A 25,739-nucleotide genomic window follows, 5' to 3' on the forward strand; every position below is an offset into this window, starting at 1 on the left:
CACTCAGAGTTACCGTGCCCGTCGGCGCATCGTTAATATTCGTGACAGGACCGAGCGCATTGGAGACCACCGCCTCCGCCGTACCGTAGCCATCGGTGTAGCTGGCACGCACGCTAATGCTGGTGTTCACATCCGCATCGCCCAGGGTATAGGTCGTGCCGGTCGCACCGCCGATGGCGACGCCATTACGCAGCCACTGGTAACTGATAGCACCAAGACCGTCGATGTCCGCCAGGTCATTGCTGACACTAAGGATCTGATCTTCGGTCGCTGTACCTGTAAGGGTCACGCTACCGGTAGGTGCGTCGTTAATATTCGCGACAGGACCGAGCGCGTTGGAGACCACAGCCTCCGCCGTATCGTAACCATCGACGTAGCTGGCACGCACGCTAATGCTGGTGTTCACATCCGCATCGCCCAGGGTATAGGTCGTGCCGGTCGCAGCGCTTATCGCCACACCATCACGCAGCCACTGGTAGCTGATAGTCCCGAGACCATCGATGTCCGCCAGGTCATTGCTGACGCTAAGGGTCTGATCTTCGGTGGGCGTGCCGCTCAGAGTTACCGTGCCCGTCGGCGCATCGTTAATATTCGTGACAGGACCGAGCGCATTGGAGACCACAGCCTCCGCGGTACCGTAGCCATCGGTGTAGCTGGCACGCACGCTAATGCTGCTGTTCACATCCGCATCGCCCAGGGTATAGGTCGTGCCGGTTGCACCGCCGATGGCGACGCCATTACGCAGCCACTGGTAACTGATAGCCCCCAGACCGTCGATATCGGCGAGGTCATTGCTGACGGTCAGAACCTGGTCTTCGGTCGCTGTACCGCTCAGAGTTACCGTGCCCGTGGGCGCATCATTGATATTCGCGACGGGACCGAGCGCATTGGAGACCACCGCCTCCGCCGTACCGTAGCCATCGGTGTAGCTGGCACGCACGGTGATACTGCTGTTCACATCCGCATCGCCCAGGGTATAGGTCGTGCCGGTCGCACCGCCGATGGCCACACCATCACGCAGCCACTGGTAGCTGATTGTCCCGAGACCGTCGATATCCGCCAGGTCATTGCTGACACTGAGGGTCTGATCTTCGGTGGGCGTGCCGCTCAGAGTTACCGTGCCCGTCGGCGCATCATTGATATTCGCGACAGGCCCCAGAGTATTGGACTCCACAACCTCGGCTGTATTAAAGGCATCGGTATAGCTAGCTATCACCTTAATGTTAAAACCAACATCCGCATCGCCCAGGGTATAGCTCGTACCGGTCTCGCCACTGATGGCTACGTTCTCTCGGTACCACTGATAACTAATAGCGCCAATACCATCCTCATCGGCCAGGTCATTTGTTACCGTGAGAGTCTGATCTTCGATCGCTGTACCACTCAGGTTCACGCTGCCGGTCGGTGCATCATTGACGTTGGTTACAGGCCCCTGCGCGTTGGAGTCCACAAATTCTGCGGTACCAAAGCCATCTGTGTAGCTCGCCCGAACCTTGATACTGGTGCCAACATCGGCATCAACCAGGGTGTAGCTGCTGCCAGTTTCTCCGCTGATAGCCACCGTACCGCGGTACCACTGATAGCTTATGGTACCGATACCGTCAGCGTCTGCCAGATTATTGCTCACGTTGAGCGTCTGATTTTCGGCTGGTATTCCGCTCAGAGTCACGCTGCCGGTGGGTGCATCATTAACGTTGGCTACAGGCCCCAGAGTATTGGAATCAACGGTTTCGGCGATACCATAACCGTCGGTGTAACTGGCTCGAACCGTGATACTGGTGTTCACATCGACATCGTTCAGGATATAGCTGGTGCCCGTCTCACCACTGATCGCAAGACTGTCGCGGTACCACTGGTAGCTGATAGTACCCAGACCGTCCGCATCGCTGAGGTTATTGCTAACGCTCAGCGTCTGATTCTCGCTCGGCGTGCCGCTCAGGGTAACGCTGCCCTGGGGCAAAGAGTTCAGGTCATAAAGCGCGATGGTACCTATGCTGTTCGTCGCCAGCAGACTCCCCAGGCCCACATCACTGCCATCGAACACCTTGTCGACCGTGCCCGCAGTCAATGCATTAAATCCGGTCAGTTTCAAACGGATAATATCCTGTGCGTCAGCACTGAAGGCGTTGACGGTTGCAGAAGCCGTAGCGCTCTCGGCTGAGGCAAATGACAGCAGCAAATCACCGCTGCTAAATGTCATGCTGCCCTGGGTTACTGTCTGCTGCACCAGCTCAACGCCAAGAATCTTCGACTCGAAACCAATATTGCTGCCATCGACAAATTTCAGTGGATTAAAAATTGCAGTGGAGCCCGCCAGTACCGAGGTAATCTCTGAGTGATGCAGATCCTCCTGAAGCTTGTCAGCAGAGGCATAGAACCAGGATCCGGCGTTAAGCAGCTGCCCGGCAACCGTAGTCGTCTGTTCAAGAATGCTGAAGTCACGCAGATTGGCGCCCGTAGGATTTTCAAGCAGCACCATGAAAGTGCCGCTCGAATAATCACCCACATCGTTGGGCCTATACAGCACCATATCATTGGCCGTCACGGCAACACCGCCCAGAGTCACGCTATTAACGGTGGAAAACAGCATGTCACCCTGCAAGAGCTGATAGGTGGTTGCGGTTGGATCCAGCGCATTACCCAGCACAAGATCAGAGGCCATGTAATGCAGGCCGTCGAGCTGCGCACTGCCAAAATCTGCCAGGGATGCGAAAGTACCGTTAGTAGCTTCGCCATACATCAGATTGGGGTTGGTAAAGTTTAGAACTTCACCATTGCTAAAACCGGTTATGCCCGGCACACCGCTTATCAAAGGTACAGAGTCGGTGATCGACACCAGCAAGCCTCGCTGCGGCGAGGCTAGCACCGCCTCCCAGTTTTGGGCCTGCAGACTCGCCACCTCAATCTGGCCATAGCTGAATTCCAGCTCCCAGTCACCGCCCAGGCTCGCTGCACCGGTGAGGTCATCACTGGCCGCCACATCAACCCCCAGAGTATCCGCCAGGGATCGCAGCAATTGCTGGCCCTGCTCCGTGGACCCCAGTTCGCAGCCATAAAGCAGCCAATCAGCATCAGTGGCAAATATGTCGGTCCACTGCTCAAAACGCGGCGCTAAAGCGTCCCAACTGCTGGCAGACACATAGTCCGTACCCAGCCAGAAGCCATCTCCGCTGCCATGGGAGAGCAAATGTACCGCCGTTATATCCTCGCGCCCTGCAAAGTAATCCGCGAGCTGATCAAGGCCGCTTTGGCCAGACTCAAGCAAAAGGATGTTAAAACGGGTATCCGGGCGGCTGGACAAGAGCTCATCGAGTAGCACATCACGATTTTCCACTCCAGCGTCAATCAGGATCAGCTCGCTGGCCTGGATCTCCAGATCCACGGCCAGCCAACTGAGCGCGGCGTCTGCTGTATAGTCCGCAATGTTATCTGTGGCAGATTCCGGCACCGAGCTGGAATCAAATTCCGCCAGTGTTGGCACCGGCGGTAGAACGGCCGCAGCCAGCGCGGGTTCAAGCAGCGGTTCAAACGATTCTTCCAATGAAGAAAAATCGGCATCGAGCACCGCGTCCCGCCCATCACGGTCGATTAGCAGGGGCAACAATGGCTCAAGCAACGGGTCGGCCGACAACATGACACGGGGCTCCATTCGCTCCAGCGCGAAATCTTCAGTTGCCTCGAAAGAGCGCCACCACCCTGCTGTCATACTGTTTAACTCCTTGTTCGGCGCGATCACGCCTGCGCCTGACGAATCAGGGATTTTGCACCGCTACCAGATCCGATCCGGCCGCCTCGCTGTCCTGCGAAGCCATGGTGACAGAGGTAAATTGCAGCGCGCACTTCATACCCGCAGGCAGACGCCCGTCGGAGTTGGGAAGTTCCAGGCGCACACCAAAGGTGCCACTGGCGGCGTCACCAACCGGATCGACCAGCGTAACAGTGGCACCATAGGCCTGGGTCGGATTTACTTCCGGGTACACGCTCGCGGTCATGCCTGTTTCCACCCGGCCATACAAATGCATAGGCAAAATGGCCTCAACCCGCAGCGGGTCAAGCTGTACCACCTGCAGAATAGGCTCTTCATCGACGTATTCACCGGCATGACGGAAGACCTCCACCACGCGACCGGAAATCGGGCTATGAATATGCTTTTGCTTCAGTTGTGCCTCGGCCAGCAGGTATTCGTGCTGACGCACCCGTTGCAGTTCCTCGCTTTGCTGCAGGCGCCAGCGCGACAACTTCAGGGAACGCTCTGCTTCATCCTGTTCACGTTCCGCGATCATGTTACGGGCAGAAAGTTTGACGAAACGCGCCTGCTGCAACTGATCATAGTTAAGGTTGACCCGCTCACCTTCAGACTCGGCCACCATCTGGGCTCGAGTGAGTGCCAGCGCCAGTGTCGCCTTTTCAATCTCGGATTCAAGCTGGGCCACCGATGCCTTGGCCTCCACTATATCGCCACGCTGCACATGCAGCATGTCAATGACACCGGGCACCGGACTACTGATATTCACCACCTTGCCTGGGCTGATCAGACAGTCCAGCGCCGGCAGTTCACCATCAATCTCCGGGGAATCAGCGGGAACGGCCGCAGAAAAGCCCTGGGCAGGCGCAGCCTCATTGCCCCAGACCGGCAGCGCCAGACTTAAACACAACACACCAATAACCCGCATTAAAAACTCCTTGTCCTAAAGCCAGCCGAATTCGGTCAGCAATCTGTCCCGCCAGAAGATTATCCACTTTTCAAACAGCGTCACGCCTGGCAACGCCAGCCTTACCTGCGCCATGCGCGGCAGGTAACTTTGGGTCCAGGGCGATTCAAGCTCAAGCTCGAAATAGAATATCCGCTCCTTAGCCAGGGACTCATCTCCCCTTATATCGACCGGAACGTCGCCACCTTGATCGGAGCCGAAGGCTGGATCCAGCAATTCGTATCGAGCAGCCCCCGTGTGCCGCACCAATCGGGTCTCAAAAACCTGCGCTGGGGCCGCGGCGAACCTTAGTTCGGCCGTCAGATTCTGTCGGCTCGCCAGTTCAGCAGCCAGCTGACGCACCGCCACTACCAGGTTAAGCTTCGCGTCCGGTTCCAGCACATAGCCCACCAGATCACCCTGGGCGATAAAGCGCCCTGCAAGGTTGGTAAAATCGGCATGCACAAAGCGCCCTGGCGTCTGTGCAGTCACCTGCAGGTAATCAACCCGCTGACGCAGGTTGTCCAGCTCATCGGCCTTGGCATCAAGGCGTGACTGCCATTTGCCCAACTCGCTGCGCTCCTGGCGTTTGTGGTACTCGCGCTGCAACTCCTGCAGCTCGCTTTGGGCAACACTGTACTGGGCCTGCAAGTCCGGTGAACTCAACTCCAGCAGGCTCTGTCCTGGCACCACCTTTGTGCCGTGAGCCAGCAGCGGTGTATTGGCAAAACCCGCCTCCATGGCCCTGACCTGCGCCTGAGGCGCCAGTTGCACCGCGCCTTCCAGCGCCCAGCTCAGACTGCCCTGATAACCAAAAATAGCCCAGCCACAGAACCCGCCCAGCAGCAGCGCCCTGGCGAAAGAACCGGGTAATCGTTGATTTTTGCGGGACTCAAGATAAATTCCGGCCAGGGCTTTATAAACCGGCGTTAAAAACAGCAGGTAAAACGCCAGCAGCGAAAGCAAAGCCCCCAGCACAAAGAAATGCGTCAGCAGATAATAGCAAATCCAGTAATAGACAAAACAGCGATAAATAAAAGACAGGATGCCATAAGTGCCCAATATCCAGGCTTCGCGGCGGTTAGCGGCTACTTTCTGTACAGAATCGAAACCCCAGAAATAATGCCGTAACAGCGCGCCCAGATAACCATAACTGCGGCTGTTCATATTATGCACATTCAAGGCATCACTGAGCACATAATAACCATCGAAGCGCATCAGAGGATTGCCATTAAATAGCAAACTACTGAGGGCACCTATAAATGCGACATTAAAACCCAGGTCACGCCAGGGCCCCTCCGGGCTTTGCGACCAGAGCAGCAAACCGCCCACGGCCAGCGCCAGCTCCACCATAACCCCGGCGCTGCCCACCAGTACACGCTGGCGCCGCTGGCTGAAGTGATGCGCATCGCTGGCATCGACAAAGGGCAAGGGCACAAACACCATCAGCATCAGACCCACCTGTTCCAGGCGCCCGCCCCAGCGCACCAGAGCCAGAGCATGACCCAGCTCATGCAGCAATTTGAGCAGCGGATAGGCCAGGTAAAGCAGCAACAGACTGGAGGGATCGAGGAAGCGACTGTGCCAATGCTCCAGCAGTTGCGTCTGTTGGCCAGCGGCATAATAGAGCCCCCAGGCAATCCAGCCAGCCCAGACCCAGCCAAGACTGGGGCGCAGCAACACAGGCGCCAGCCATTGCAATGCGGCCACCAGCGCGGCTGGCGGCTGCACTCCCAGGCGATACATCAGAAAGGATCCCAAACGACGATGCCAAGACACGGGCGCCACATCTGGCGAGGCTTGGCTGAGGAAATCAGCCTGATAGAGGGCGTAAAGCACCCGCAGCCCCTGGTCCTGCTCTGGACCTGGTTTAAGCAGAAGCAGCAACTCATCCAGGGTGGCCTGGCCGTCCAGTTGCTGCAGCCATTCAAACACCCGCTCACGGCAGCGATAATGCCCCTCAGCACCGCCGCAGGACATGACGACCCAGCGGCCATCGCTGGCATCCTGCACACTGTGATCAAGCTGCGGATGCAGAGATAGAGGCAGCGATTTAAGTGTCTGATACGCCGGATGCAACGTCAGGTAAGGATTCAGGGTGTCCATAGCCACCACTGCAGCCTTAGCCAGTCAATCAGATGGTGAAAGCTAATCCAGGCGAGTGAATGCTGGCCGACGCCCACCTTGGCGATGCCTTCCATGCCGGGCTGCAATCCCACCACTTCGGTGTCCAGCACAGCTTCAGCCAGATACGACTGGGCACCCGACTCTCGCAGCGGCACTGGCAATATTCGCGTGACACGCATGTCCAGCGCCTGCTGTGGCATGGACCTTAACTGCAAGGTGCCACGCTGGCCCGGCGCCAGAAAACGAATATCGGACTCGGCCACCTCGAGCAACAGTCGATAGCCCTCCAAGGAGGCGATCTCGTACAGCACCTCCCCCTGGCTGACAGGCGCATTGAGTTTGTAGTTAAGGTTGCCCGATATCAGATGACCGGCAAAGGGTGCGGTGACCAGTGCCCGCTGCAGCTGCTGCTGCACCCGTTGCAGCTGTATCCTGGATTGCTGCAGCCGTTCGCGCCAGACCAAGGCCGACGCCAACTCCCGACCCGCCAGGTCCCGCCGATACTGCTGCTGAAATTCATCGATCTCGGCCTGCAGCTTCTGTCCGGCCAGCAACAGATCCCGTGTATCCATGGCCATGATAGTGGTGCCCTGCTCCACCTGATCGCCGGCCCGGTAGTGCACTTCACCGACAAAGCCATCAAAGGGCGCCACCACCGCATGCTGCTCTCCCCCCTCCAGAGTCACACCTGTACTCAGACGATATTCCAGCGGCATTGCGCCTATGAGCATCAGCATTGATGCCGCCAGCGCAACCCTGTATCGGGTCTTGCGCCACCAGGAAATAGTGGGACTGTGCCGCATACTGCGCTCGTGCTGACACACAAGCAAAGCAAGCAGCTGCAACTGCTTGCGCTGCGAATCCATAAGGGTGGAGGCTCTTCCATCGGCACTCGCGCAATTACAGAAGAGCACCAGTGTGCGGTCAGATCCGCGCCCAGCCGCTAGTACCACTCCGCTGTATCTGCGACCCGCCAGCACGCCCTGATAGTCGGCTAGTTCGCCGGACTCTGGGGCACTTGCAAAAACAGTGTCTCGTTCAGCCGCGCTCAGGGAGACCGGCACAGACTTGCCCAGCGCACGACCCTGACTGCGGGTAACAAAATGACAGTCCAGCCCCCAATGCTGCTGAGCGAAAAGTGCCGCTCTTTCAAGACTATGCAGGGCTGCTTTATCAGCTCCCTGCGGTGCGGCAGCGTGCTGGCTGTGGTACTGAGCACCGTTCAAATAGTCGAACAGCAGATCCGGCGCAGTGGCTTGGGCCTCAGTGGATTGCAGAAGTTGCTCGAGCCACTCGCACGCCCACGCCAGCAAACGCTGAAAACTGGCCGGCTTGGCGCCAGATTCCAGCACAAACACTAAAACACCCAGGTCCGCCTGCAGCGGCTGTGCCATCACTGCATATGCTTTACCTGCGAGCATCAACTGCGACTGGGTCAAGGCCTGCTGCCGATGCGCCAGGCGAGCAATAGCCTTCACATCCTCAGCTGCCAGCACCTGCTCAGGCCAGCAGGCAAGGGTACCCAGCTGAGCATCGAGCCAGAAGCCTCGGCGCACGTCGGGCAGCATGCTGCACATCCAGCTTAGCCTGCGAGCATTAAGAGTTTTATCCATGTGTCCCTGGGGATCCTGATGGGCTGGCGGCATTGACTCGTCACCTAGGAGGCTGTCCGACAAAGCCATCGTTCATGACTATAGATGCACTTAACAGCGGTCGCGCCCAGATACTATCCCACCCACCATGACAGCGGTCAATAAATCGGCCACTAAGCCGCGGTAATGCGCCAATCCGGTACGAGTTGCCGCCACCACTTCCAGCCTCGAGCAATACAATTCCCACCAAAAATAATGAAGTTTAACTATACGAAGGACACCGCTTGTCGACTGCACAAGCCAGTCCTGGCTCACCCATCCAGAGTTCCATGGGGCCTCGAATGTCGTGGCGACACCCCTTGCGACACTGACCGCGACACTCCGGCGCATCCAGGCGCATAAAAACAGCCTATCCCCCGACACAACGCCCACATCTGGGACTTTCAGTCCAAGTGGTTCAGATCTTGCTTCGGTACCCATGAGGCGTTTTATCACCCAAATACCGCGACGCCACAACCTCAAACTCCCGCCATAAAAAATAATCAGAAGAGGCACGCCCGTGAACAGCCCCCTTAACATTCTAATCGCCCACCGCTCGCCGCTTTACCGCCGCGGCTTGGAGCTCGCCCTCGACCAACAGGGCATTAACTACCAGAGTCGCCACTGCGACCACTTCCGCGAACTGTCGCAACGCTGGCGCGCCGCAACGGGTCACAACCTGCTGTTGCTGGATGACAGCCTGCCGGGACTGTCCTGTCTGTGCAAACTGGCCGACTTGGTGGAGCAACATAAGGCTCCTGTTCTGCTGTGCAGCACGGTCACGGACAAGGCACTGATCGCAAAACTTCGCCACAGCGGCTTGCGTGGCCTGCTGCCCGCCTCCATGCAGGTGGCGCACCTCGCCGTCGCGCTGACGCAGCTGCGCGAGGGTGAGCGCTGGATCCAGCCGGCTCTGGCACAGCCGTGCGCTGAACCAAGCCCGCCTTCGCTGCACCGCCTCACCGCAACGGAAATGCGCGTGCTGCACTCACTTGGCGATGGCCTGGCCAACAAGCAGATTGCCGACAGCCTCAACCTCAGCGTGCATACGGTGAAAACCCATATGAGCAATATCTTTCGCAAGCTCGGTGTCAGCAACCGCACCCGCCTGGTCATGAGCCTGCAGCAGATACGACTGTCCGCCTGACTTCTGCATGTCCTATTTGCTTTTCCTTGTACCTTGCGACTTGCCCCTGGGGTTAGCGTTCTGTCCCGTCCTGCCCATGTGCCCAAAAACTGTATCAGCGGGCGCGACAGTCTGTGTCAGGGCTGTGGCATCCGTCGCGACAGCCTGTACCAGCGCTCTAAATAAAAAAACGAAACTCTCCATAAATACCAACAAAAACAGTGAGTTATAAAACTGGCACGGCGGTTGCTCTACCTAATACAGGCATCAGGCGTGCACCTGACCCGCCATCCGAATACCAAGAATAAAAGGAGTGGTATCCATGAAGCCCAGCAAAGAACAACAACTCTGGATGTACGAGCACATGCTCCTCAGCCGCTACTTTGAAGAGTCCATCGAAACCATCTACATGGAAGGCAAGACACCTGCGTTCAACATGGCCAAGGGCCCCATTCCCGGCGAGATGCACCTGTCCAACGGCCAGGAACCCTGCGCCGTGGGTGTCTGCGCTCACCTCAAGGCCAGCGACATCGTTACCGCCACCCACCGGCCACACCATATTGCCATCGCCAAGGGCGTGGACCTGGATCGCATGACCGCCGAGATCTTCGGCAAGAAGACGGGCCTGTCCGGCGGTCGCGGCGGCCACATGCATATTTTCGATGCGGCGGTGAATTTTTCCTGCTCCGGCATCATCGCCCAGGGCCTTGGGCCCGCCGTAGGTGCCGCCCTGTCACGCCAGATGCAGAACAAGGAAGGCGTCGCCGTGGCCTTCCTGGGTGAGGCCGCTGCCAACCAGGGCGCTTTCCACGAAACCCTCAACCTGGCTGCTGTCTGGAAACTGCCGGTGGTGTTTGTGATCGAGGATAACGCCTGGGGGATTTCCGTTTCCAAGAGCAGCTCCACCGCCGTACCACGCAACGACCTGCGCGCGGCCTCCTACAACATGCCAGGGCACTTCGTACCGGGCAACGATCCGCTGGCCCTGTTTGAAGTTGCCGGTGAAGCCATAGATCGCGCCCGCCGTGGCGAGGGGCCAAGCCTAATCGAAATCGAAACCTACCGCCTCGCCGGCCACTTTATGGGTGACGCCGAAGGCTATCGTCCGGAAGGCGAGAAAGACGCCCTCTTTGCCAAGGATCCGATTCCCAAAATGCGTGCGCACCTGCACGCCCAGTACGGCTGGACCGACAGTGACGATGCAGCTCTGGTGACACGCTGCAACGCCCGGATCGACAGCGCCATTGCCTTCGCCCGGGACAGTGCCTACCCGGCACCGGAAGAAGCCATGGAAAAGGTTTTTGTGTAATCCGGTCTTTACGTTGAACTTGCCCGGAACCATGGCGCAAGAATTCCCCTATTCCAAGAACAAGAGGAGCAGCAAATGACTGTTGCCACTAAAGAACGCAAGCTCACCATTGCCCGGGCCATGGCAGAAGCCATCGCCCAGGAAATGCGCATCGACGAAAAAGTCTTCGTTATGGGTGAAGATGTAGGCCCTCTGGGAGGCGTGTTTGGTAACACCCGTGGCCTGCACGAAGAGTTCGGCCCGCAACGCATTCGGGATACCCCGATATCCGAAACCGCCTTTATGGGCGCCGCCGTGGGCGCGGCTTCCGATGGCATGCGCCCGATCGTCGAACTGATGTTTGTCGACTTCTTCGGCGTCTGTTTCGATGCCATCTATAACCTGATGGCCAAAAACATTTATTTCTCCGGCGGTGAAACCCCGGTGCCAGTGGTATTGATGACCTCCACCGGCGGCGGCTATAGCGATGGCGGCCAGCATTCCCAGTGCCTGCACGCCACCTTCGCCCATCTGCCGGGCATGAAAGTCGTTGCCCCCTCCAACGCCTACGACGCCAAGGGACTGATGACTGCGGCCATTCGCGACAACAACCCGGTAATTTTCATGTTCCACAAGGCGCTGCAGGGCATGGGCTGGCTGGGCACTGAGAAAGACGCCATCGTCCATGTACCTGAAGAAGCCTACGAAGTGCCCATCGGCAAGGCCGCGATAGTACGTGCAGGCAGCGATGTCACCATAGTCGGCATTACCTCAGGCGTGCACCACGGTCTCAAGGCTGCCCGTAAGCTTGCCGAACGCGGCATCAGTGCGGAAGTGGTAGATCTGCGCTCCCTGGTGCCGCTGGACCGCGACACCGTGCTGGCGTCGGTGCGCAAGACCGGTCGGCTGATCGTGGTGGATGAGGATTACCACAGCTACGGCATGAGCGCCGAGATCATCAGCAGCGTGGCGGAACAGGGTGTGACACTGAAAGCCCCGCCCCAGCGCGTAGCCTACCCCGACATCCCCATTCCCTTTACGCCGGTAATGGAACAATGGGCCTTGCCCAGCCCCGAAAAGATCATCGCAGCCTTTGAAAAAATGCAAAAAATGGAGACCCGCTAAGATGAGTATTGAAGTCCGTGTGCCCGAGACCCTGTGGGAAGAAGACAGTGAAGCCGTCATTACCGCCTGGCTCGCCAGCGAAGGCGGCGACGTGCAGCAGGGCGATGTCATCGCCGAGTTGATGGTGCAGAAAATCCAGTACGAACTGGAGGCGCCAGCCAGCGGCACCCTGCAGATCCTCAAAGATGTCGACGAAGTTATCGCCAAGGGCGAACTGATCGGCCATATCGGCTAGCCAGAGCAACGACACGCGGGTGCCAGGTTATCCTGACACCCGCGCTGGAGAATAATAATGTCCACCAGCACACTCGAGGCCCAGAGCCTCAAAGTGATACCGCTGCGCGGTGTTCGCGGCATGATTGCCGACAATATGCGCAAAAGCCTCGACGAGGCGGCGCAGTTGAGCCACCACGCCGATTGCGATGCCACTGCCCTGTTTGCCACCAAGGCCCGCCTGGCCGAACAGGGTGTCAAGGTATCCATCGAGGACCTGATTGCCCAGGCCGTGATCACCACCCTGGCCCGCCACCCGGATGCAAACGGCCGCGTCGAGGGTCGTGAAATACAGCTCAACCCGTCGGTACACCTGAGTTTTGCCATGGCGCTACCCGGTAACCTGCTGGTTGCACCCACCCTCTTCAATGCCTGCAGCCAGTCCCTGGAAGCGCGCTCCGAAGCCAGGCGTGAGCTGCAAAGCCGAGCCCGCAGCGGCAAGCTCAGTGTGCCGGAAATGACCGGCGGCACCTTTACCATCAGTAACCTGGGGCTGTCCCGCGTGCGTCACTTTACGCCCATCGTCAACCTGCCGCAGATCGCGATTCTGGGTATCGGCGAAACCCGGCTCCAGCCCTGGGTCACACCGGATGGTCAGATCAGCGCGCGGCGCATCATGGGCCTGTCGCTGAGTTTTGACCATCGGGCGCTGGATGGCGGCCCCGCTGCTGCCTTTCTCAGCGACCTGTGCGACCAGATCGAACAGGGGTAACTATCATGGCTAACGCAGCGCGGCTTCATCAGACAAGCGACAGCATCCTCAATCCACTGGAAGGCTTGCACCAGGAGCTGGCGCTGCTTGAGCGCGTGGTTCAGGGCCAACAGGACTCGGGCCTGTTTCTCTGGCGTTGCGAGCAGTCACTGGTGGTACCGCGCAGCCTTGGCCGCAGACCTGCGTTCGATCACGCCTGTGCAGCCATGCAGGCCCAGGGCTGGCCGGTGGTGGTACGGGACACCGGTGGTGACCTGACACCCCAGGCCCCCGGGCTGATCAATGTCGCCATTGCCTTTCGCCAGCGCCGCGAGCCTGGGGCCATTCACGCCAGCTACCAGCGTCTGTGCCAGCCGCTGATCGAGTGCCTGAAAAACCTGGGTATCGAGGCCTACTGCGCATCGGTGGAGGGCGCTTTCTGCAATGGCGACTACAACCTGGTGGTTGCCGGCCGCAAGCTCGCAGGAACCGCCCAGCGCTGGCGCAAGATGGCCAGCCACACCGGGGCTGCCGCGGACGAATTTGCCGTGCTGGCCCATGCCGTCATTCTGTGTGACGAAAACCTCCCCGCCCTGTGGCAGGCGGGCAATCGTTTCTACGGCGCCTGCGACATGGCCGATCGTATCGATCCTGCACTGCATGTATCCCTGGCTGAACTGCTGCCGGGCAACACCGACGGCCTGATCCAGCAGAGCCTGCAACGCATCAGCAACTGCCTGAGTGAACCTTGAATCCCTGAACCCCTGAACCTAAATAAACAGCATCACAAGCGCACCGACACTTGAGTCGGGCGCCGCCTGAAGGAGGCTCCATGAATAAGAATAAAGCCACTGACACCAACCTGAGTCGACGCCGTTTTCTGGCGCGCAGCACTGTCGCCGCCGTGGGCGCAGGTGCCCTTGGCAGCGCACTGCTGTCACCGGCGGCCTGGGCCGCCAAGGCCATCGGTGATCAAGCCAGCGCCACCCTGCTGCGCATGGCCCGCGACATCTACCCCCATGACACGCTTGAAGACAAGTACTACGCCCAGGTCATGACACCGCTGGCTGAACAGGCCGAGAAGGACGACGACCTTAAAGCCTTGCTCAAGGACGGTGTCGCCGCCCTGGATGCTCAGGCAAACAGGCTTTTCGGCAAGGCTTACCTTGAAGTCACAGCCGAAGCCGACCGCGTCACCGTCCTCAAGGCACTGGAGGACACACCATTTTTCCAGAAAATCAGGGGCGACCTGATGATGGGCATCTACAACAACGAAGAGCTCTGGCCCCGCTTCGGCTACGGCGGATCATCCTGGGAAAAGGGTGGTTACCGCTACCGCGGCTATGAAAAAAATGACTGGATTAAAGGAGCCTGAACATGAAAACAGCATTTGATCTGAATGACGACAGCCTGGTAGTCATCGTCGGTTCCGGCGCAGGTGGCGGCACCCTGTCACACGAACTGGCCAAGAAAGGTATTCGTTGCGTCGTGCTTGAAGCGGGCAAGCGCTTTGAAAGAAAGGATATTGAAAACGACGAATGGAAGATGTTCAGTAAAATTACCTGGCTGGACAAGCGCATTACCGCCGGCCCAACCGCGCTTACCCAGACATCCCCCAATTTGCCGACATGGCTGGTCAAGGGTGTGGGTGGAGCGACCATTCACTGGGCGGGTGTAGCACTGCGTTTCCAGGAGCACGAATTCAAGATGCGCTCCCTGAACGGCGAGATTGCCGGCGCCAACGTGCTGGACTGGCCCATATCCTACGCCGACCTTGCCCCCTACTATGAAAAGGCGGAAGCCAAGCTGGGGGTAACCGGCACCAAGGCCTCCGGCCAGCCCTACCACGAACCCAGCAGCCACTTCAAGGTTATCGCCGAGGGGTCAAGGCGCGTTGGGGCCCACTGTCGCCCGGCGCCCCTGGCGATCAATACCACGCCGCGTGATGGTCGCCCGGCCTGCCAGGTAACGGGATTCTGCATGCAGGGTTGCCGCTTCGGTGCGAAATGGTCAACCATGGAGTCATCCATCCCCAAGGCCGAGGCCACTGGCAATATAGAAGTACGGCCTGACTCAATGGTCCTGCGCATCGAGCATGACGATAGCGGCAAAGTGACCGGCGTACTCTACGTTGACAAGGACGGTAACCAGCACTTTCAGAAGGCCCGCCTGGTGGCGGTCGCTGCCAACTCTATCGAGTCTCCGAGACTGTTGCTGAACTCGGCCTCGAGCCTGTTCCCGCAGGGACTGGCCAACTCATCCGGCCAGGTCGGCAAGAACTACATGACCCACACGGGCACCGGCATATACGGCGAAATGCCGGACACGGTGAGCATGTATAAAAGCCCTGTCGTACCCGGTCTGGTTTCAACCTGGGCAGACAATGATCCGAGTCGCGGGCACGTTGGCGGCTACGAGCTGGAAATATTGCACATCGGCCTCCCCTTCATGTCTGCGTTTCTCAAGCCCGGCGGTTGGGGCCGCGAGCTGGCTAACTCCCTGGCCAATTACGACAACATGGCGGGCTTCTGGATCTGCGGCGAGGACATGGCCGTGGAGTCAAACAGCGTTACGTTGCATCCCACCGAAAAAGACCAGTATGGCTTGCCGATTCCCGTGGTTTACAAGGGGAACCATGCCAATGACACGGCCATGATCAAGCACTCCAATGAACAGGCGACAGCCATCCTTGAAGCGGCAGGTGCAACCAAGGTCAATGTCATGGACCGTTACCCGGCCAGCCACAACATGGGGACCAACCGCATGAGCGCACGCCCCCAGGATGGCGTTGTTAACAAATGGGGCCAGACCCATGACATTAACAACCTTTTCATCTCCGATGGCAGCCAGTTCACCTCAAGTGCCGCTGAAAACCCAACCCTGACCATCGTCGCACTGGCCATCCGGCAGGCAGAGTACATCGCCGACCAGATGCAACAGCAGATGATCTAAGAGCCTGACCTTTCAACCCACATTGGCGCGCGCCCAGTCGCGCGTCCTTTTTATTCCCCGTGCAAGGCCACCACTGCGATCAACCGGTGGCCTTGCACAGTTTCCGGCGGCACACGTCACAGCCTTACGCCTGACCAATCACCCATCACCCATCACCAAAGCCCCCGCAGGCTAAGTCCGGGCCATACACTCACTTCACCATCGGCGCCTGCAGGGTCGGGTAGCCCTCGGTAAAGACCCAGTCGTTCTGCTGTGCCGGCACATGGCAGCCCTGGCAGGTCTCGGCAAAGCTTGCCGATGCGTTCACACCGGTGTCTTCGGCCTTGAACAGCGCCCAGCCCCAGCCTTCGCCCCAGTGCGGATTATCAAAACGGGCCTGATTGTCCTTCACCATCACAAACCAGACCGCCGGATCCTTGGCCCAGAGCGCAGGGCCTGTCGTCTTGGCGCCGGATTCAATGGTGCGGATTTCCTTGATCAGTACGGCGCCATCGGGAAAGACACCCTTTTCACGAAAGGACCTGGCGGCCTCTGCCTGGGTATAGACATCATGAAAGCCGGCCCCCGGTGCCGTCGCTTCGGACACCACCCAGGACCCCAGGTGAGTCCATTCAAGGCGAAAATCCTCGGGCAGCGAAATGCTGCCGCTCGCGTCGACATAACGACTGTAGGTTTCTTCCGCCAATGACTGCGCCAGCACTGCGGTGGAACTCACCAGCAGGGCTGCCAATGCGCCTGCTTTCAAGGCTCCCGTCATGCCTGCCCTCAAGCCTGGCAACACCCGCTGCGTCATCATCCTGTTCATGCTGCACCTCCGATGCTTTGTTATCACTGAGCCGCCTGGCGCGCTAACGCAAACGGCTTGCTGAGTGAGCCATGCAAGTGTGGACGACAAAGCGAGACTGCTGGTATCTTTTAGTCTCCATTATTTATCCAGGCGTATCTTTATGGACCGGCTTGCCGCCCTGCTGCAGCATTTTCATTTGCGCGCGCGCATTTTCAACAGCGGCCCGCTGTGCGAAGCATCCCGCTACGACAGCACGGATGGCATAGGCCACATACATCTGCTGAAACAAGGCAGCCTGCGCCTGCAGGTCGATGGGGCCCCCGACCGTCTGGTGACAGAACCCAGCCTGATCTTCTTTCTACAACCCACCGGTCACAGCCTGATTCCAGGACCGGATGGCGCCGAAACCGTATGTGGCGATTTCAGTTTCGGTTCGGCCCGCAATCCACTTTCCCGTGCGCTCAGCGGCCCTATCCTGCTTGAACTGGCACAACTCGAGGGCCTGAGTCGTACCCTGGAGTTGCTGTTTGATGAAGCCCTGATTGATCGTTGTGGCCGCCAGGCGGCGATGGACCGCTTATGCGAACTGCTGATCATTCAATTGTTTCGCCACCTGATGGACAGTGATGAAATCGATGTCGGCCTGCTGGCGGGCCTGGCCGACCCACGTCTGGCCCGGGCCCTGATCGCGTTGCACGACCAGCCCCAAGCCTCCTGGACACTGGCGCAAATGGCCTCGGAAGCCGGCATGTCCCGCGCCCGCTTTGCCGCCGCCTTTCGCGAGACCCTCGGGCAGACTCCTGGCGACTACCTCACCCAGTGGCGCATCAGCCTGGCGCAGTCATTGCTGCTGGAAGGACGCCCCACTGATTGGGTTGCCCAGGCCGTGGGCTACAGCGGCCCACCAGCTCTGGCCAAGGTGTTCCGCCAGACCCTCGGGCAGTCACCCACCCAGTGGCTGAAAAACAGCGATTGTAACCCGCCCGACCCCTCAGCAAACCAGCGCCCTGCACCCCTCACACAAGAAAAAGAACAAGCCCTGCCACAGACTGTCGCACAGACCCCTGCGACAGTCTGACCCCGGCGTAGCGCCACTGCGGCACTTTCCCCCTTGCAGGTCCAAAAATTCAGTTTCTAAGTATCGGGCCTGGCACTCATGAACAGCCTAGAAGGCCCGTGGTTTCTGGCTTTTCCAGTAATTCGCCCAACATAAAGGCGGGCTGGCATCCAATTTGCTTTGTCTTGCTGGCAAACCCATAACCACAAGAAGGAAAATATTTATGGCTTCCCGTTATCGCAAGGCGCTCTCAGTGCTGCTACTCAGTTCCATAGGCGTGCTCAGCACCTTAAGCGCATCCGCCAATGCAGGCAGCACACCCGGCGTACGCGGCACCGATCATTTCGGCTTTACCGTACCGGACACCGATCAGGCGGTGGACTTTCTGGTGGATGTGATGGGCTGTCAGGCCTTTTTCACCATAGGCCCCTTCGGCCCCTTTGAAGACAACTGGATGCAGGACAATCTGGATGTGAACCCCCGCGCCGAAATTCCGGTGGCCCACCTGGTGCGTTGTGGCAACGGCACCAACTTCGAGATCTTCGAATACAGCTCGCCGGATCAGCGCAAGACACAGCCCAAAAACAGCGATATCGGCGGTCACCATATCGCCTTTTACGTTGATGACCTGGATGCCGCCATCGCTTCGATGAAGGCCGAGGGCGTGCGCTTTCTGGGCGAACCCCACCCCTTCACCGACGGTCCCCTGGCTGGCCTGACCTGGATCTACTTCATGTCACCCTGGGGCATGCAGATGGAGCTGGTCTCATCGCCTGATGGCAAAGCCTACGAGAAAACCACCCCCGATCGCCTCTGGGATCCGCGCAGCTGATCGTACCTACACAACCGCCGCCCGCCGGGCGGCGTTTTCGGGAGTCTAGCGATCATGCATTCATTCACTGGCCGAATCAGATCCACACTGGCGCTTGTACTGCTGCTGGCCGCGACACAGGCCCAGGCCCACTTTCAGAATTTCCTTGCCCGCATTGTGCATATAGAAGCCCATATGGGCGGCACTCTGATCCATGCCCGCCTGCCACTGGCATCGGTACTGCTACCCAAAGACTGGAATCCGGACGCGGCTTTGCAAGGCGTCCCTTATGTAATGGCGAATAACGCAGAGGACAGCCCCGATGCCCTGCTGCTGGATACCCGCGCACTGCAGCGGGCACCACAGGAATTGCAGGCACGTCTGGCCCAGGCGCTGCAGCTGGTGCGGCCCACACAACAGCAAGACGCCAACACAAGACCCATTGAAACCGCCCCTATCATCAGTGCCATTCGCATCCAGCCTGTAGCCGAGCGCAGCCCTTTCACCCATTTGCCGCAGATCCGCGCCACCCTGAACCTGCCCCTGGATATCAGCCAGGCACCCTCGGAGATGGCCGATGCCCTGGTGGATTTTCGCGCCTTTTACCCCGGCACTGCGCTGGGTGAGCTAATCGAAATCCGCAGCAGCCCGAACGAATGGCCGGATATCGCCGCCCGTTCGATTAACATCATTACGTTTTATAGCAACGACACTGGCAGCAAGGGTCAGCGCACCTGCCTCACCTCATCCGGCGTGCTGGCACAGCGCCTTGGCAGCGACAGCCAGCTTGAATGGCGCTTGCGCGACAGCCTGGGCTCGGGTTTTCACCATGTAATAATCGGGCTGGATCATGTGCTCTTTATGCTGATTCTGATTCTGGCGGCACGCCACTGGCGCGGATTTGTGCGCAACTCCCTGGCCTTTACCCTCGGCCACTCCATCACCCTGGCCATAGGTGCCGCCGGCTTGCTGGGCGAGGCGCCCTGGTTTATCCCGCTGATCGAAACCGCCATCGCCCTGTCTATCCTGTACAGCGGCGCCTGCCTGCTAATGGGTCTGGAACAGCGCCTTCTGGCCGGGCGGGTGTTCTTTATAGGCCTGCTGCACGGCCTGGGCTTTGCCTTCATGCTGCAGCAAGCCAGTGGCCAGGCCCCCGGCGATTTGCTGCTGCTCTGGTTCGGCTTTAACGCCGGTATCGAGCTGGCCCAGCTGTCAATCTATGCCCTGGCCCTGCCGCTGCTCTGGTTGCTTGCGCGCTACTGGCCCCTGCCGCAATTACCCTTTCGCACCCTGCTGGCCACACCCTGCCTGCTGGCAGCACTCTTCTGGTCGGGCCAGCGCAGCCTTGATCTGATGGGCGCCCTGGGCTGGAGCCCTGTCTGATATCACCGCCCTGACGCCCCATTGCGACATTACAGAGCGCCCGCGCTGTCAGCCCCTGTCGATATCCGATAAACTCGCCCACTAAGCCGGGTGCACCAAAGCACCCGGCTTTCTCTATTTATCGACTATTTATCTTTATCCACCGATTATCGCCACTTACCATTATCGCCACCGCGTGCGGGCGCCTGCGGAGTTGTCTATTTCATGTCTTGCGTTGCCACCGTTATGGTCGTCGATGACGACGAACTGACCCGCCAGTGCCTGTCGAGCTACTTCGAGAACGAAGGCTTTAGGGTATTTTGCGCCAGCAACGCCGAAGACGCTGAAACCCTGCTGAGTGAAGAAAGTATCGAGCTGGTGTTGCTGGATATCCGCCTGCCCGGCAAGGACGGCCTGACTCTTACCCGCGAACTGCGCGTCGGCTCCGAGATTGGCATTATTCTGGTCACAGGCCGGGACGATGATATAGACCGGCTGATCGGGCTCGAGTGTGGCGCTGATGACTATGTCACCAAGCCCTTTAACCCCCGCGAAATCCTGGCCCGGGGCAAGAATCTGATCCGCCGCGTCCGTCGCTGCCAGCAGGCACTGGCTGGCACCAAACCCAGTGCCAACCTGAAAAAGTTCGACCGCTGGACCCTCAACATGGACAGCCGCCAGCTTAGCGACGAGCAACACAACAGTACCCCCCTCACCGAAGGCGAGTTTCAGCTGCTGACCACCCTGATGCGCCACGCCGGCCAGACCCTGAGCCGCGACCAGTTGATGGACCGGATGCGCAACCGCCAGTGGGCGCCCAGTGACCGCACCATCGATGTGCTGATCGGCCGGCTGCGGCGCAAGCTGCAGGACAATCCTGCCGACCCCCGTCTTATCCTCACGGTGCATGGCGCCGGTTACCTGTTCACGCCCCAGAGCACCGGTTGCAGCTGATGCGGGTCTTCCCCATGCTGCTGGCCTGGCTTGTGCTCGCGGGATCGGCGCGGGCGGCCGAGCCGCTCGTCGCCTGCGGTCACCCTATCTACCCGCCACTGTCCTGGGACCAGAACGGCCAGCTAACCGGCGTGGCACCGGATGTGGTGCAGCGGCTCTTTGGCGAGCTGGGTTACCGCGTGCAGCTGGATGTACGCGGCAACTGGAAGCGTTGCCTGCGTGAGGCCCGCGAAGGTCAGGTCGATATTGTGGTCAGCGCCTATATCACCGACGCGCGGCGTGAATACCTCAGCTATGCCAGCGAATACGTGGTCAACGACCCGGTGGCGGTCTTTGTTAACCGCCAGCACAGCTTTCCCTTTCACGAGCTGGAAGACCTGAAAGACAAAACCGCAGGCCTGCTGCTGGGCGACAGCTTTGGCGACCGTTTCGACCGTTATGTGCGCCGCGAAGGCCATATCGAATGGGTCTCCAGGGGCGAGCAGAATTTTGCCAAGCTGGCGTTGGGGCGCATCGACTACATGCCGCTGGGGCGTGAAACCGGCCGCCTGCAAAGCCTCAGGCTCAAACTGCACGACATCATTGAGCCGCTGCCAGGCGCCCTGACCACCGAGCATTACTACATTGCGGTGCGCCGCGCAGGCGCGCTTGAGCCGCACCTGCCCTACATCAACCGGCGTCTGCGCGAACTGCACGCCGATGGCACCCTGGCGCAACTGCAGATCCACTACAGCCAGCAGTATCTCAACGCCGACACCTCGAGCCCTGCACAGCCCAGCCAGGCCTCGCCCAGCCTACAGGCCAGTCCCGATGAAACGCCCACGCCACCCGGCCCTTAACGGCCTGCTGCGTTACCCCCGCGAACACCCGCTGGGCTATCGCATGATGCTCTGTGTACTGGGCTGCAGTTTCGTGTTTATTCTGCTCTCCACCGCACTGCAGCTGAGCCTCGATTACCGCCGCGAAATGCAGGCCATCGAACAGCGCCTCGAACTGATCCGCAGCAGCTACCTGAGCTCCCTCGCCAAAAGCCTGTGGGATCTGGATGAAGCCCAGATTCGCCTGCAGCTCAAGGGTATTCTGACCCTGCCCGACACCGTGCAGCTGCAGCTTGAAGACACAGGCCCAGGCTCTGATCTTGGCATGAACCGCAGCGCCACCCCTGTCACCGGGGCCAGTCTCAGGCACGCGTTCGCACTGGTACATACCCTGGCAAACGGCGAGCAGCGCGGGCTCGGGCGTCTGTACGTCAGCACCGACCTGCAGGCGGTCTATCAGCGGCTGTGGAACACCGGGCTGAACATCCTGCTCAGCCAGAGCGCACTGGTGCTGCTCATTACCCTGGCACTGCTGATTATCTTCCAGCGCCTGGTCACCCGGCACCTCGAAAGCATGGCGCGCTTCAGCCACCAGATCGGGGCCGGCGAACTCCAGAGCCCGCTGCAGCTGGTGCGCCAGCAACCGGGGCGCGCCGACGAGCTGGACCAGTTGGTCAATGCCCTGAATGACATGCGCCTGGCCATTCGCCAGGATATAGACCGGCGCGAACAGGAGCAGCAGGCACTGCGCTACAACCGTGACCAGCTCAAGGCCCTGGTGGACAAGCGCACCCGCAGCCTGCAAACCGCCAAGGACATCGCCGACGCCGCCAACCAGGCCAAGTCGCAGTTTCTGGCCACCATGAGTCACGAAATCCGCACCCCCATGAACGGCATGCTCGGCATGATTCAGCTGCTGCAGCACGCCAGTCTGGGCACAGCGGAACAGCAGCAGCTTGATGTACTGCACCAGTCTACCGAAGCCCTGCTCGCGACCCTTAACGCTGTGCTGGATTATGCCCGGCTGGAAAACGGTGTGCAGGTTCCGCCCCCGCGGGATTTTTCACTGCGCCAGCTGATCGACACCCAGGTGCGGCTGATGTCGGCCCGGGCCGAGCAGCAAGGCCTGCAACTGAGCGTGCAGCTGGACGCCAATCTGCACGACGCCTGCCACGGTAGCGAAACCGGCCTGCGCCAGATTCTCGCCAACCTGCTGAGCAATGCCATCAAGTTCACCCGCCAGGGCCAGGTCAGCCTGACGGTGCGCCGGCTTGAGAGCCTACCGGGTAAGCAGCGGCTGCAGTTTCGCATTGCCGATACCGGCATCGGTATTCCCCGCAACATGCAGCAGTACATCTTTGAGCGCTTTACCCAGGCCGACGACAGCATTACCCGCAGCTTTGGCGGCACTGGCCTTGGCCTTGCGATCTGTCGCCAGCTGGCCGAGGCCCTGGGGGGCGACATAGGCGTAGAGAGCGAGGTCGGCACGGGCAGCACCTTCTGGTTTGAACTCAGTCTTGACTGCCTGGCACAGCTGCCGCAGGTCCCCCGCATTGAGAGCCCAAGGCTCGAGAGCCTCAGCCTGCTGCTGGTCGAGGACATGGCCATCAACCAGCAGGTTGTCACCGCCCTGCTGGAACGCCACGATCATCTGGTGACGCTCTGCGAAGACGGTCACCAGGCCATCGCCTGCTGCAAACAGCAGCGCTTTGATGCCATTCTGATGGACATGCACCTGCCCCACCTGAGCGGACTCGACGCCAGCCGTGAGATCCAGAGCCACAGTGACTCCCTCAATTGCGATACACCCATCATTGCCCTCACCGCCAGCGTGGGGCCCGAAGACATTCGCCGCTACCTGGCCCAGGGCTTACACGATGTAGTCGCCAAACCCGTGCACTGGGAGCAGCTGCACAAAGCGCTGCATGGCGCCTGTCAGGCCCATGCTGCCCTGACCTTGCAGACAAGCGACGAAACGCGCTTTGAGACGCTGGCGCCAGGCTTAAAGCCGGCGCTCAGCTCGAGCCTGGAATCAGATCAGCCGCCGCTGCTGGATACCCAGCTGCTGCAGGTGCATCGGCAGGTGCTGGGCGACGACAAGCTGCGGGCCCTCTTTGGGCTTTTCTGCACAAGCTACGCTGAGCTTGAGCCCCAGCTGCACCAGGCCATTGCCACCGCTGACCCCTTCGAAGCCGCATCCCTGGCCCACCGTCTAGCCGGCAGCTGCGATACCCTGGGTCTGGCCCGTGCCGCCAGAGGGCTGCACACCCTTGAGCGGCTGGCGGAACAGGCGCAGAGTGACCCGCCGCAGCACCAGCAACGGCTGCAACAGGCGTGGGCCCAGCTAAGCCCCGTGCTGCAGCAAAGCCTGGCAGACGCAAAAAAGCGGGCCGGTGATTAACCGGGCCCGCTTTATGTAACAGCGTTCAGACTTTCAACAGATCAACTCCTGGCGGGCGCTGCGCCTTGAGCGTTGGCAGCTGAAGCCGATACCGCGGCATCATCCCCGTCAGTGTCGTACAGAATGGCTTCGGACTCATCGTGCCAGCGCTGGCGCTCGGCCTTAGACGCCCTGGGTGAGAACCAGCCCAGGTAACCGTAGGCAATACCCAGCAAGGGCGACAGCCAGCAGGCAAAGGCCAGCGGGATATAGAGCAGGTTTTCGATCTGGCCATCACTGATGCCAAGGCCCAGCGCCGTGATCACAAAGGCGCCACCGGCATTCCAGGGCACCAGCGGGGATATCAGGGTGCCACCTTCCTCTACCGCCCGGGACAGGTTCAACGTCGAATAGCCCTTGCCACGGTAGGCCGGTGCAAACATGCGCCCTGGCAGTGCGATGGACAGGTAGGGATCGCCCGCCACCAGGTTAGTCGCCACCGCGGTACCGACGGCCGACGCCTGCAGGCTGCCAAAGCGTTTGGCGCGGCGCAAAATGGCGGTAATAATTACCTCCAGACAGCGGGTTTTCTCCAGCGCACCACCAAAGCCCAGCGCAATCATCACCAGGGTAATAACCCAGGTCATGGACTGGATACCGCCGCGGTTCAGCAGGCTGTCGATCTCACTGACGCCGGTTTCGAGCTTGTAGCCGTTCTGCATGTAACCAAAGACATCATGCAGACTCTGCCCCTGCATCACCATCGCGAGCGCGGCCCCCACCAGCGCTCCAGCAAAGAGTGACGGCAGGGCCGGCATTTTCATGACAGCCAGGCCAAGTACCAGAATGGCCGGAATCAGCAACACCCAGGACAGATCAAAATTCTGATCCAGTGTGGCGGTAATCAACTCGATCTTGCTGAAATCCACCGCCTCGTTACCGATGACGTTAAAGCCCACCACCAGATAGATCACGAAGGCGATCAACATGGCTGGCAACGTGGTCGGCAGCATGTTGCGGATATGATCGAACAGGTTAACCCCGGTCACGGCCGGCGCCAGGTTGGTGGTATCGGACAGCGGCGAGATCTTGTCGCCAAAGAAGGCACCGGACACTACTGCGCCTGCGGTCCAGTACATCGGAATATCAAAGCCCGCACCAATGCCCATCAGCGCAAGACCTACAGTTCCGGTGGTGCCCCAGGACGTACCCAGGGAAACCGACACCACCGCACAGAGCAGCATGCCGGCGGCCAGGAAGATCTCAGGCGTAAGCGCCTGCAGGCCGTAGTAAATCAGCAGCGGCACAGTACCACTGGCGATCCAGACGCCAACGATCATGCCGACCGTCATCAGAATGGCGATGGACGGCAACCCTACCCGCACCACGTGCAGAATGCCATCCTCCATTTCCTGCCAGCGATAGCCCTGCATCCAGCCGATGGAGGCCGTAATCGCCAGGCCAATGGCCAGGGGAATATGGGGCGTGAAATCGCCGAAGTAAAACAGCTGCACGCCCAGCACAGCCAGCGTCAGCACTATGGGTAACAACGCAAGCACAAGGCCTGGTCGCGGTTTATTGTTATCGGTCATTCACCTTTCCTCTCAGTGTAAGGCCAGGAGGCAAGACGGCAGCGTGTGCCGCCCTGTCCCACAGCGCCCTGCAT

At 59.6% G+C, this 25,739-nt stretch carries 20 protein-coding genes; 14 read left to right on the plus strand and 6 right to left on the minus strand.

What is annotated here, in order from left to right:
* From MPRO_RS05340 to MPRO_RS05355, 4 genes are all read right to left on the minus strand, one after another.
* On the minus strand, window positions 1-3,706 hold a 3,706-nt coding region (locus MPRO_RS05340), incomplete at its 3' end, for a DUF4347 domain-containing protein (protein ID WP_158651761.1).
* Window positions 3,707-3,752: 46 nt separating this feature from the next.
* Window positions 3,753-4,673, minus strand: coding sequence for an efflux RND transporter periplasmic adaptor subunit (locus MPRO_RS05345; RefSeq protein ID WP_067288419.1), 921 nt, complete (start codon window positions 4,671-4,673; stop codon window positions 3,753-3,755).
* 15 nt (window positions 4,674-4,688) lie between these two features.
* Window positions 4,689-6,797 carry a hypothetical protein gene (locus MPRO_RS05350; protein WP_067288422.1) on the minus strand — a complete coding sequence of 703 codons (2,109 nt, stop codon included), beginning with the start codon at window positions 6,795-6,797 and terminating at the stop codon, window positions 4,689-4,691.
* Window positions 6,785-8,464 (minus strand): efflux RND transporter periplasmic adaptor subunit, encoded by a 1,680-nt coding sequence (locus tag MPRO_RS05355; protein WP_158651758.1) that lies wholly within the window; start codon window positions 8,462-8,464, stop codon window positions 6,785-6,787. Before MPRO_RS05355 ends, MPRO_RS05350 begins: the two co-directional genes overlap by 13 nt.
* 505 nt (window positions 8,465-8,969) lie before the next feature.
* Between MPRO_RS05355 and MPRO_RS05360 the strand changes: the two genes are divergently transcribed.
* The 8 genes from MPRO_RS05360 (at window position 8,970) to MPRO_RS05395 (ending at window position 15,904) form a co-directional block, all read left to right on the plus strand.
* Window positions 8,970-9,596, plus strand: a complete 627-nt coding sequence (locus MPRO_RS05360) for a response regulator transcription factor (protein ID WP_067288428.1) — start codon at window positions 8,970-8,972, stop codon at window positions 9,594-9,596.
* A gap of 301 nt (window positions 9,597-9,897) precedes the next feature.
* On the plus strand, window positions 9,898-10,884 hold the full coding sequence (locus MPRO_RS05365) for a thiamine pyrophosphate-dependent dehydrogenase E1 component subunit alpha (protein WP_067288430.1): 987 nt from the start codon (window positions 9,898-9,900) through the stop codon (window positions 10,882-10,884).
* A 75-nt stretch (window positions 10,885-10,959) separates the two neighbouring features.
* Window positions 10,960-11,988, plus strand: coding sequence for an alpha-ketoacid dehydrogenase subunit beta (locus tag MPRO_RS05370; protein WP_082708461.1), 1,029 nt, complete (start codon window positions 10,960-10,962; stop codon window positions 11,986-11,988).
* A 1-nt stretch (window position 11,989) separates the two neighbouring features.
* Window positions 11,990-12,223 carry a biotin/lipoyl-containing protein gene (locus MPRO_RS05375; protein ID WP_067288432.1) on the plus strand — a complete coding sequence of 78 codons (234 nt, stop codon included), beginning with the start codon at window positions 11,990-11,992 and terminating at the stop codon, window positions 12,221-12,223.
* A 57-nt stretch (window positions 12,224-12,280) separates the two neighbouring features.
* Window positions 12,281-12,973: a 2-oxo acid dehydrogenase subunit E2 gene (locus MPRO_RS05380; RefSeq protein WP_067288435.1), complete on the plus strand. Its 693-nt coding sequence runs from the start codon at window positions 12,281-12,283 to the stop codon at window positions 12,971-12,973.
* 5 nt (window positions 12,974-12,978) lie between these two features.
* A complete protein-coding gene (locus MPRO_RS05385) occupies window positions 12,979-13,704 on the plus strand; it encodes a lipoate--protein ligase family protein (protein ID WP_067288436.1) in 726 nt (241 codons plus the stop codon).
* Between the two features lie 80 nt (window positions 13,705-13,784).
* Window positions 13,785-14,327 (plus strand): gluconate 2-dehydrogenase subunit 3 family protein, encoded by a 543-nt coding sequence (locus tag MPRO_RS05390; protein WP_067288438.1) that lies wholly within the window; start codon window positions 13,785-13,787, stop codon window positions 14,325-14,327.
* 2 nt (window positions 14,328-14,329) lie between these two features.
* Window positions 14,330-15,904: a GMC family oxidoreductase gene (locus tag MPRO_RS05395; protein ID WP_067288441.1), complete on the plus strand. Its 1,575-nt coding sequence runs from the start codon at window positions 14,330-14,332 to the stop codon at window positions 15,902-15,904.
* Window positions 15,905-16,094: 190 nt separating this feature from the next.
* Here MPRO_RS05395 and MPRO_RS05400 read toward each other — a convergent pair whose 3' ends face one another.
* Entirely contained in the window at window positions 16,095-16,709 is a 615-nt protein-coding gene (locus MPRO_RS05400) for a cytochrome P460 family protein (RefSeq protein WP_245635036.1), read from the minus strand.
* Window positions 16,710-16,851: 142 nt separating this feature from the next.
* On the opposite strand from MPRO_RS05400, the gene MPRO_RS05405 reads away from it, so the two are divergent.
* From MPRO_RS05405 to MPRO_RS05430, 6 genes are all read left to right on the plus strand, one after another.
* A complete protein-coding gene (locus MPRO_RS05405; protein WP_082708463.1) occupies window positions 16,852-17,769 on the plus strand; it encodes an AraC family transcriptional regulator in 918 nt (305 codons plus the stop codon).
* Window positions 17,770-17,971: 202 nt separating this feature from the next.
* Window positions 17,972-18,580 carry a VOC family protein gene (locus tag MPRO_RS05410; protein WP_082708464.1) on the plus strand — a complete coding sequence of 203 codons (609 nt, stop codon included), beginning with the start codon at window positions 17,972-17,974 and terminating at the stop codon, window positions 18,578-18,580.
* A gap of 54 nt (window positions 18,581-18,634) precedes the next feature.
* Window positions 18,635-19,942, plus strand: coding sequence for a HupE/UreJ family protein (locus MPRO_RS05415; protein WP_067288446.1), 1,308 nt, complete (start codon window positions 18,635-18,637; stop codon window positions 19,940-19,942).
* Window positions 19,943-20,146: 204 nt separating this feature from the next.
* Window positions 20,147-20,875: a response regulator gene (locus MPRO_RS05420; RefSeq protein ID WP_067288448.1), complete on the plus strand. Its 729-nt coding sequence runs from the start codon at window positions 20,147-20,149 to the stop codon at window positions 20,873-20,875.
* Window positions 20,875-21,714, plus strand: a complete 840-nt coding sequence (locus MPRO_RS05425; protein ID WP_216821247.1) for a substrate-binding periplasmic protein — start codon at window positions 20,875-20,877, stop codon at window positions 21,712-21,714. The genes MPRO_RS05420 and MPRO_RS05425 overlap by 1 nt, the downstream gene beginning before the upstream one ends.
* Complete coding sequence (locus MPRO_RS05430) at window positions 21,686-24,094, plus strand: ATP-binding protein (RefSeq protein ID WP_067288451.1); 2,409 nt, start codon at window positions 21,686-21,688, stop codon at window positions 24,092-24,094. Before MPRO_RS05425 ends, MPRO_RS05430 begins: the two co-directional genes overlap by 29 nt.
* Window positions 24,095-24,135: 41 nt before the next feature.
* Here MPRO_RS05430 and nhaC read toward each other — a convergent pair whose 3' ends face one another.
* On the minus strand, window positions 24,136-25,665 hold the full coding sequence (nhaC, locus tag MPRO_RS05435) for a Na+/H+ antiporter NhaC (RefSeq protein WP_067288455.1): 1,530 nt from the start codon (window positions 25,663-25,665) through the stop codon (window positions 24,136-24,138).
* Window positions 25,666-25,739 lie beyond the last annotated feature (74 nt).

This window comes from Marinobacterium profundum (assembly GCF_001528745.1).
In the GTDB taxonomy this organism is placed as follows: domain Bacteria; phylum Pseudomonadota; class Gammaproteobacteria; order Pseudomonadales; family Balneatricaceae; genus Marinobacterium_A; species Marinobacterium_A profundum.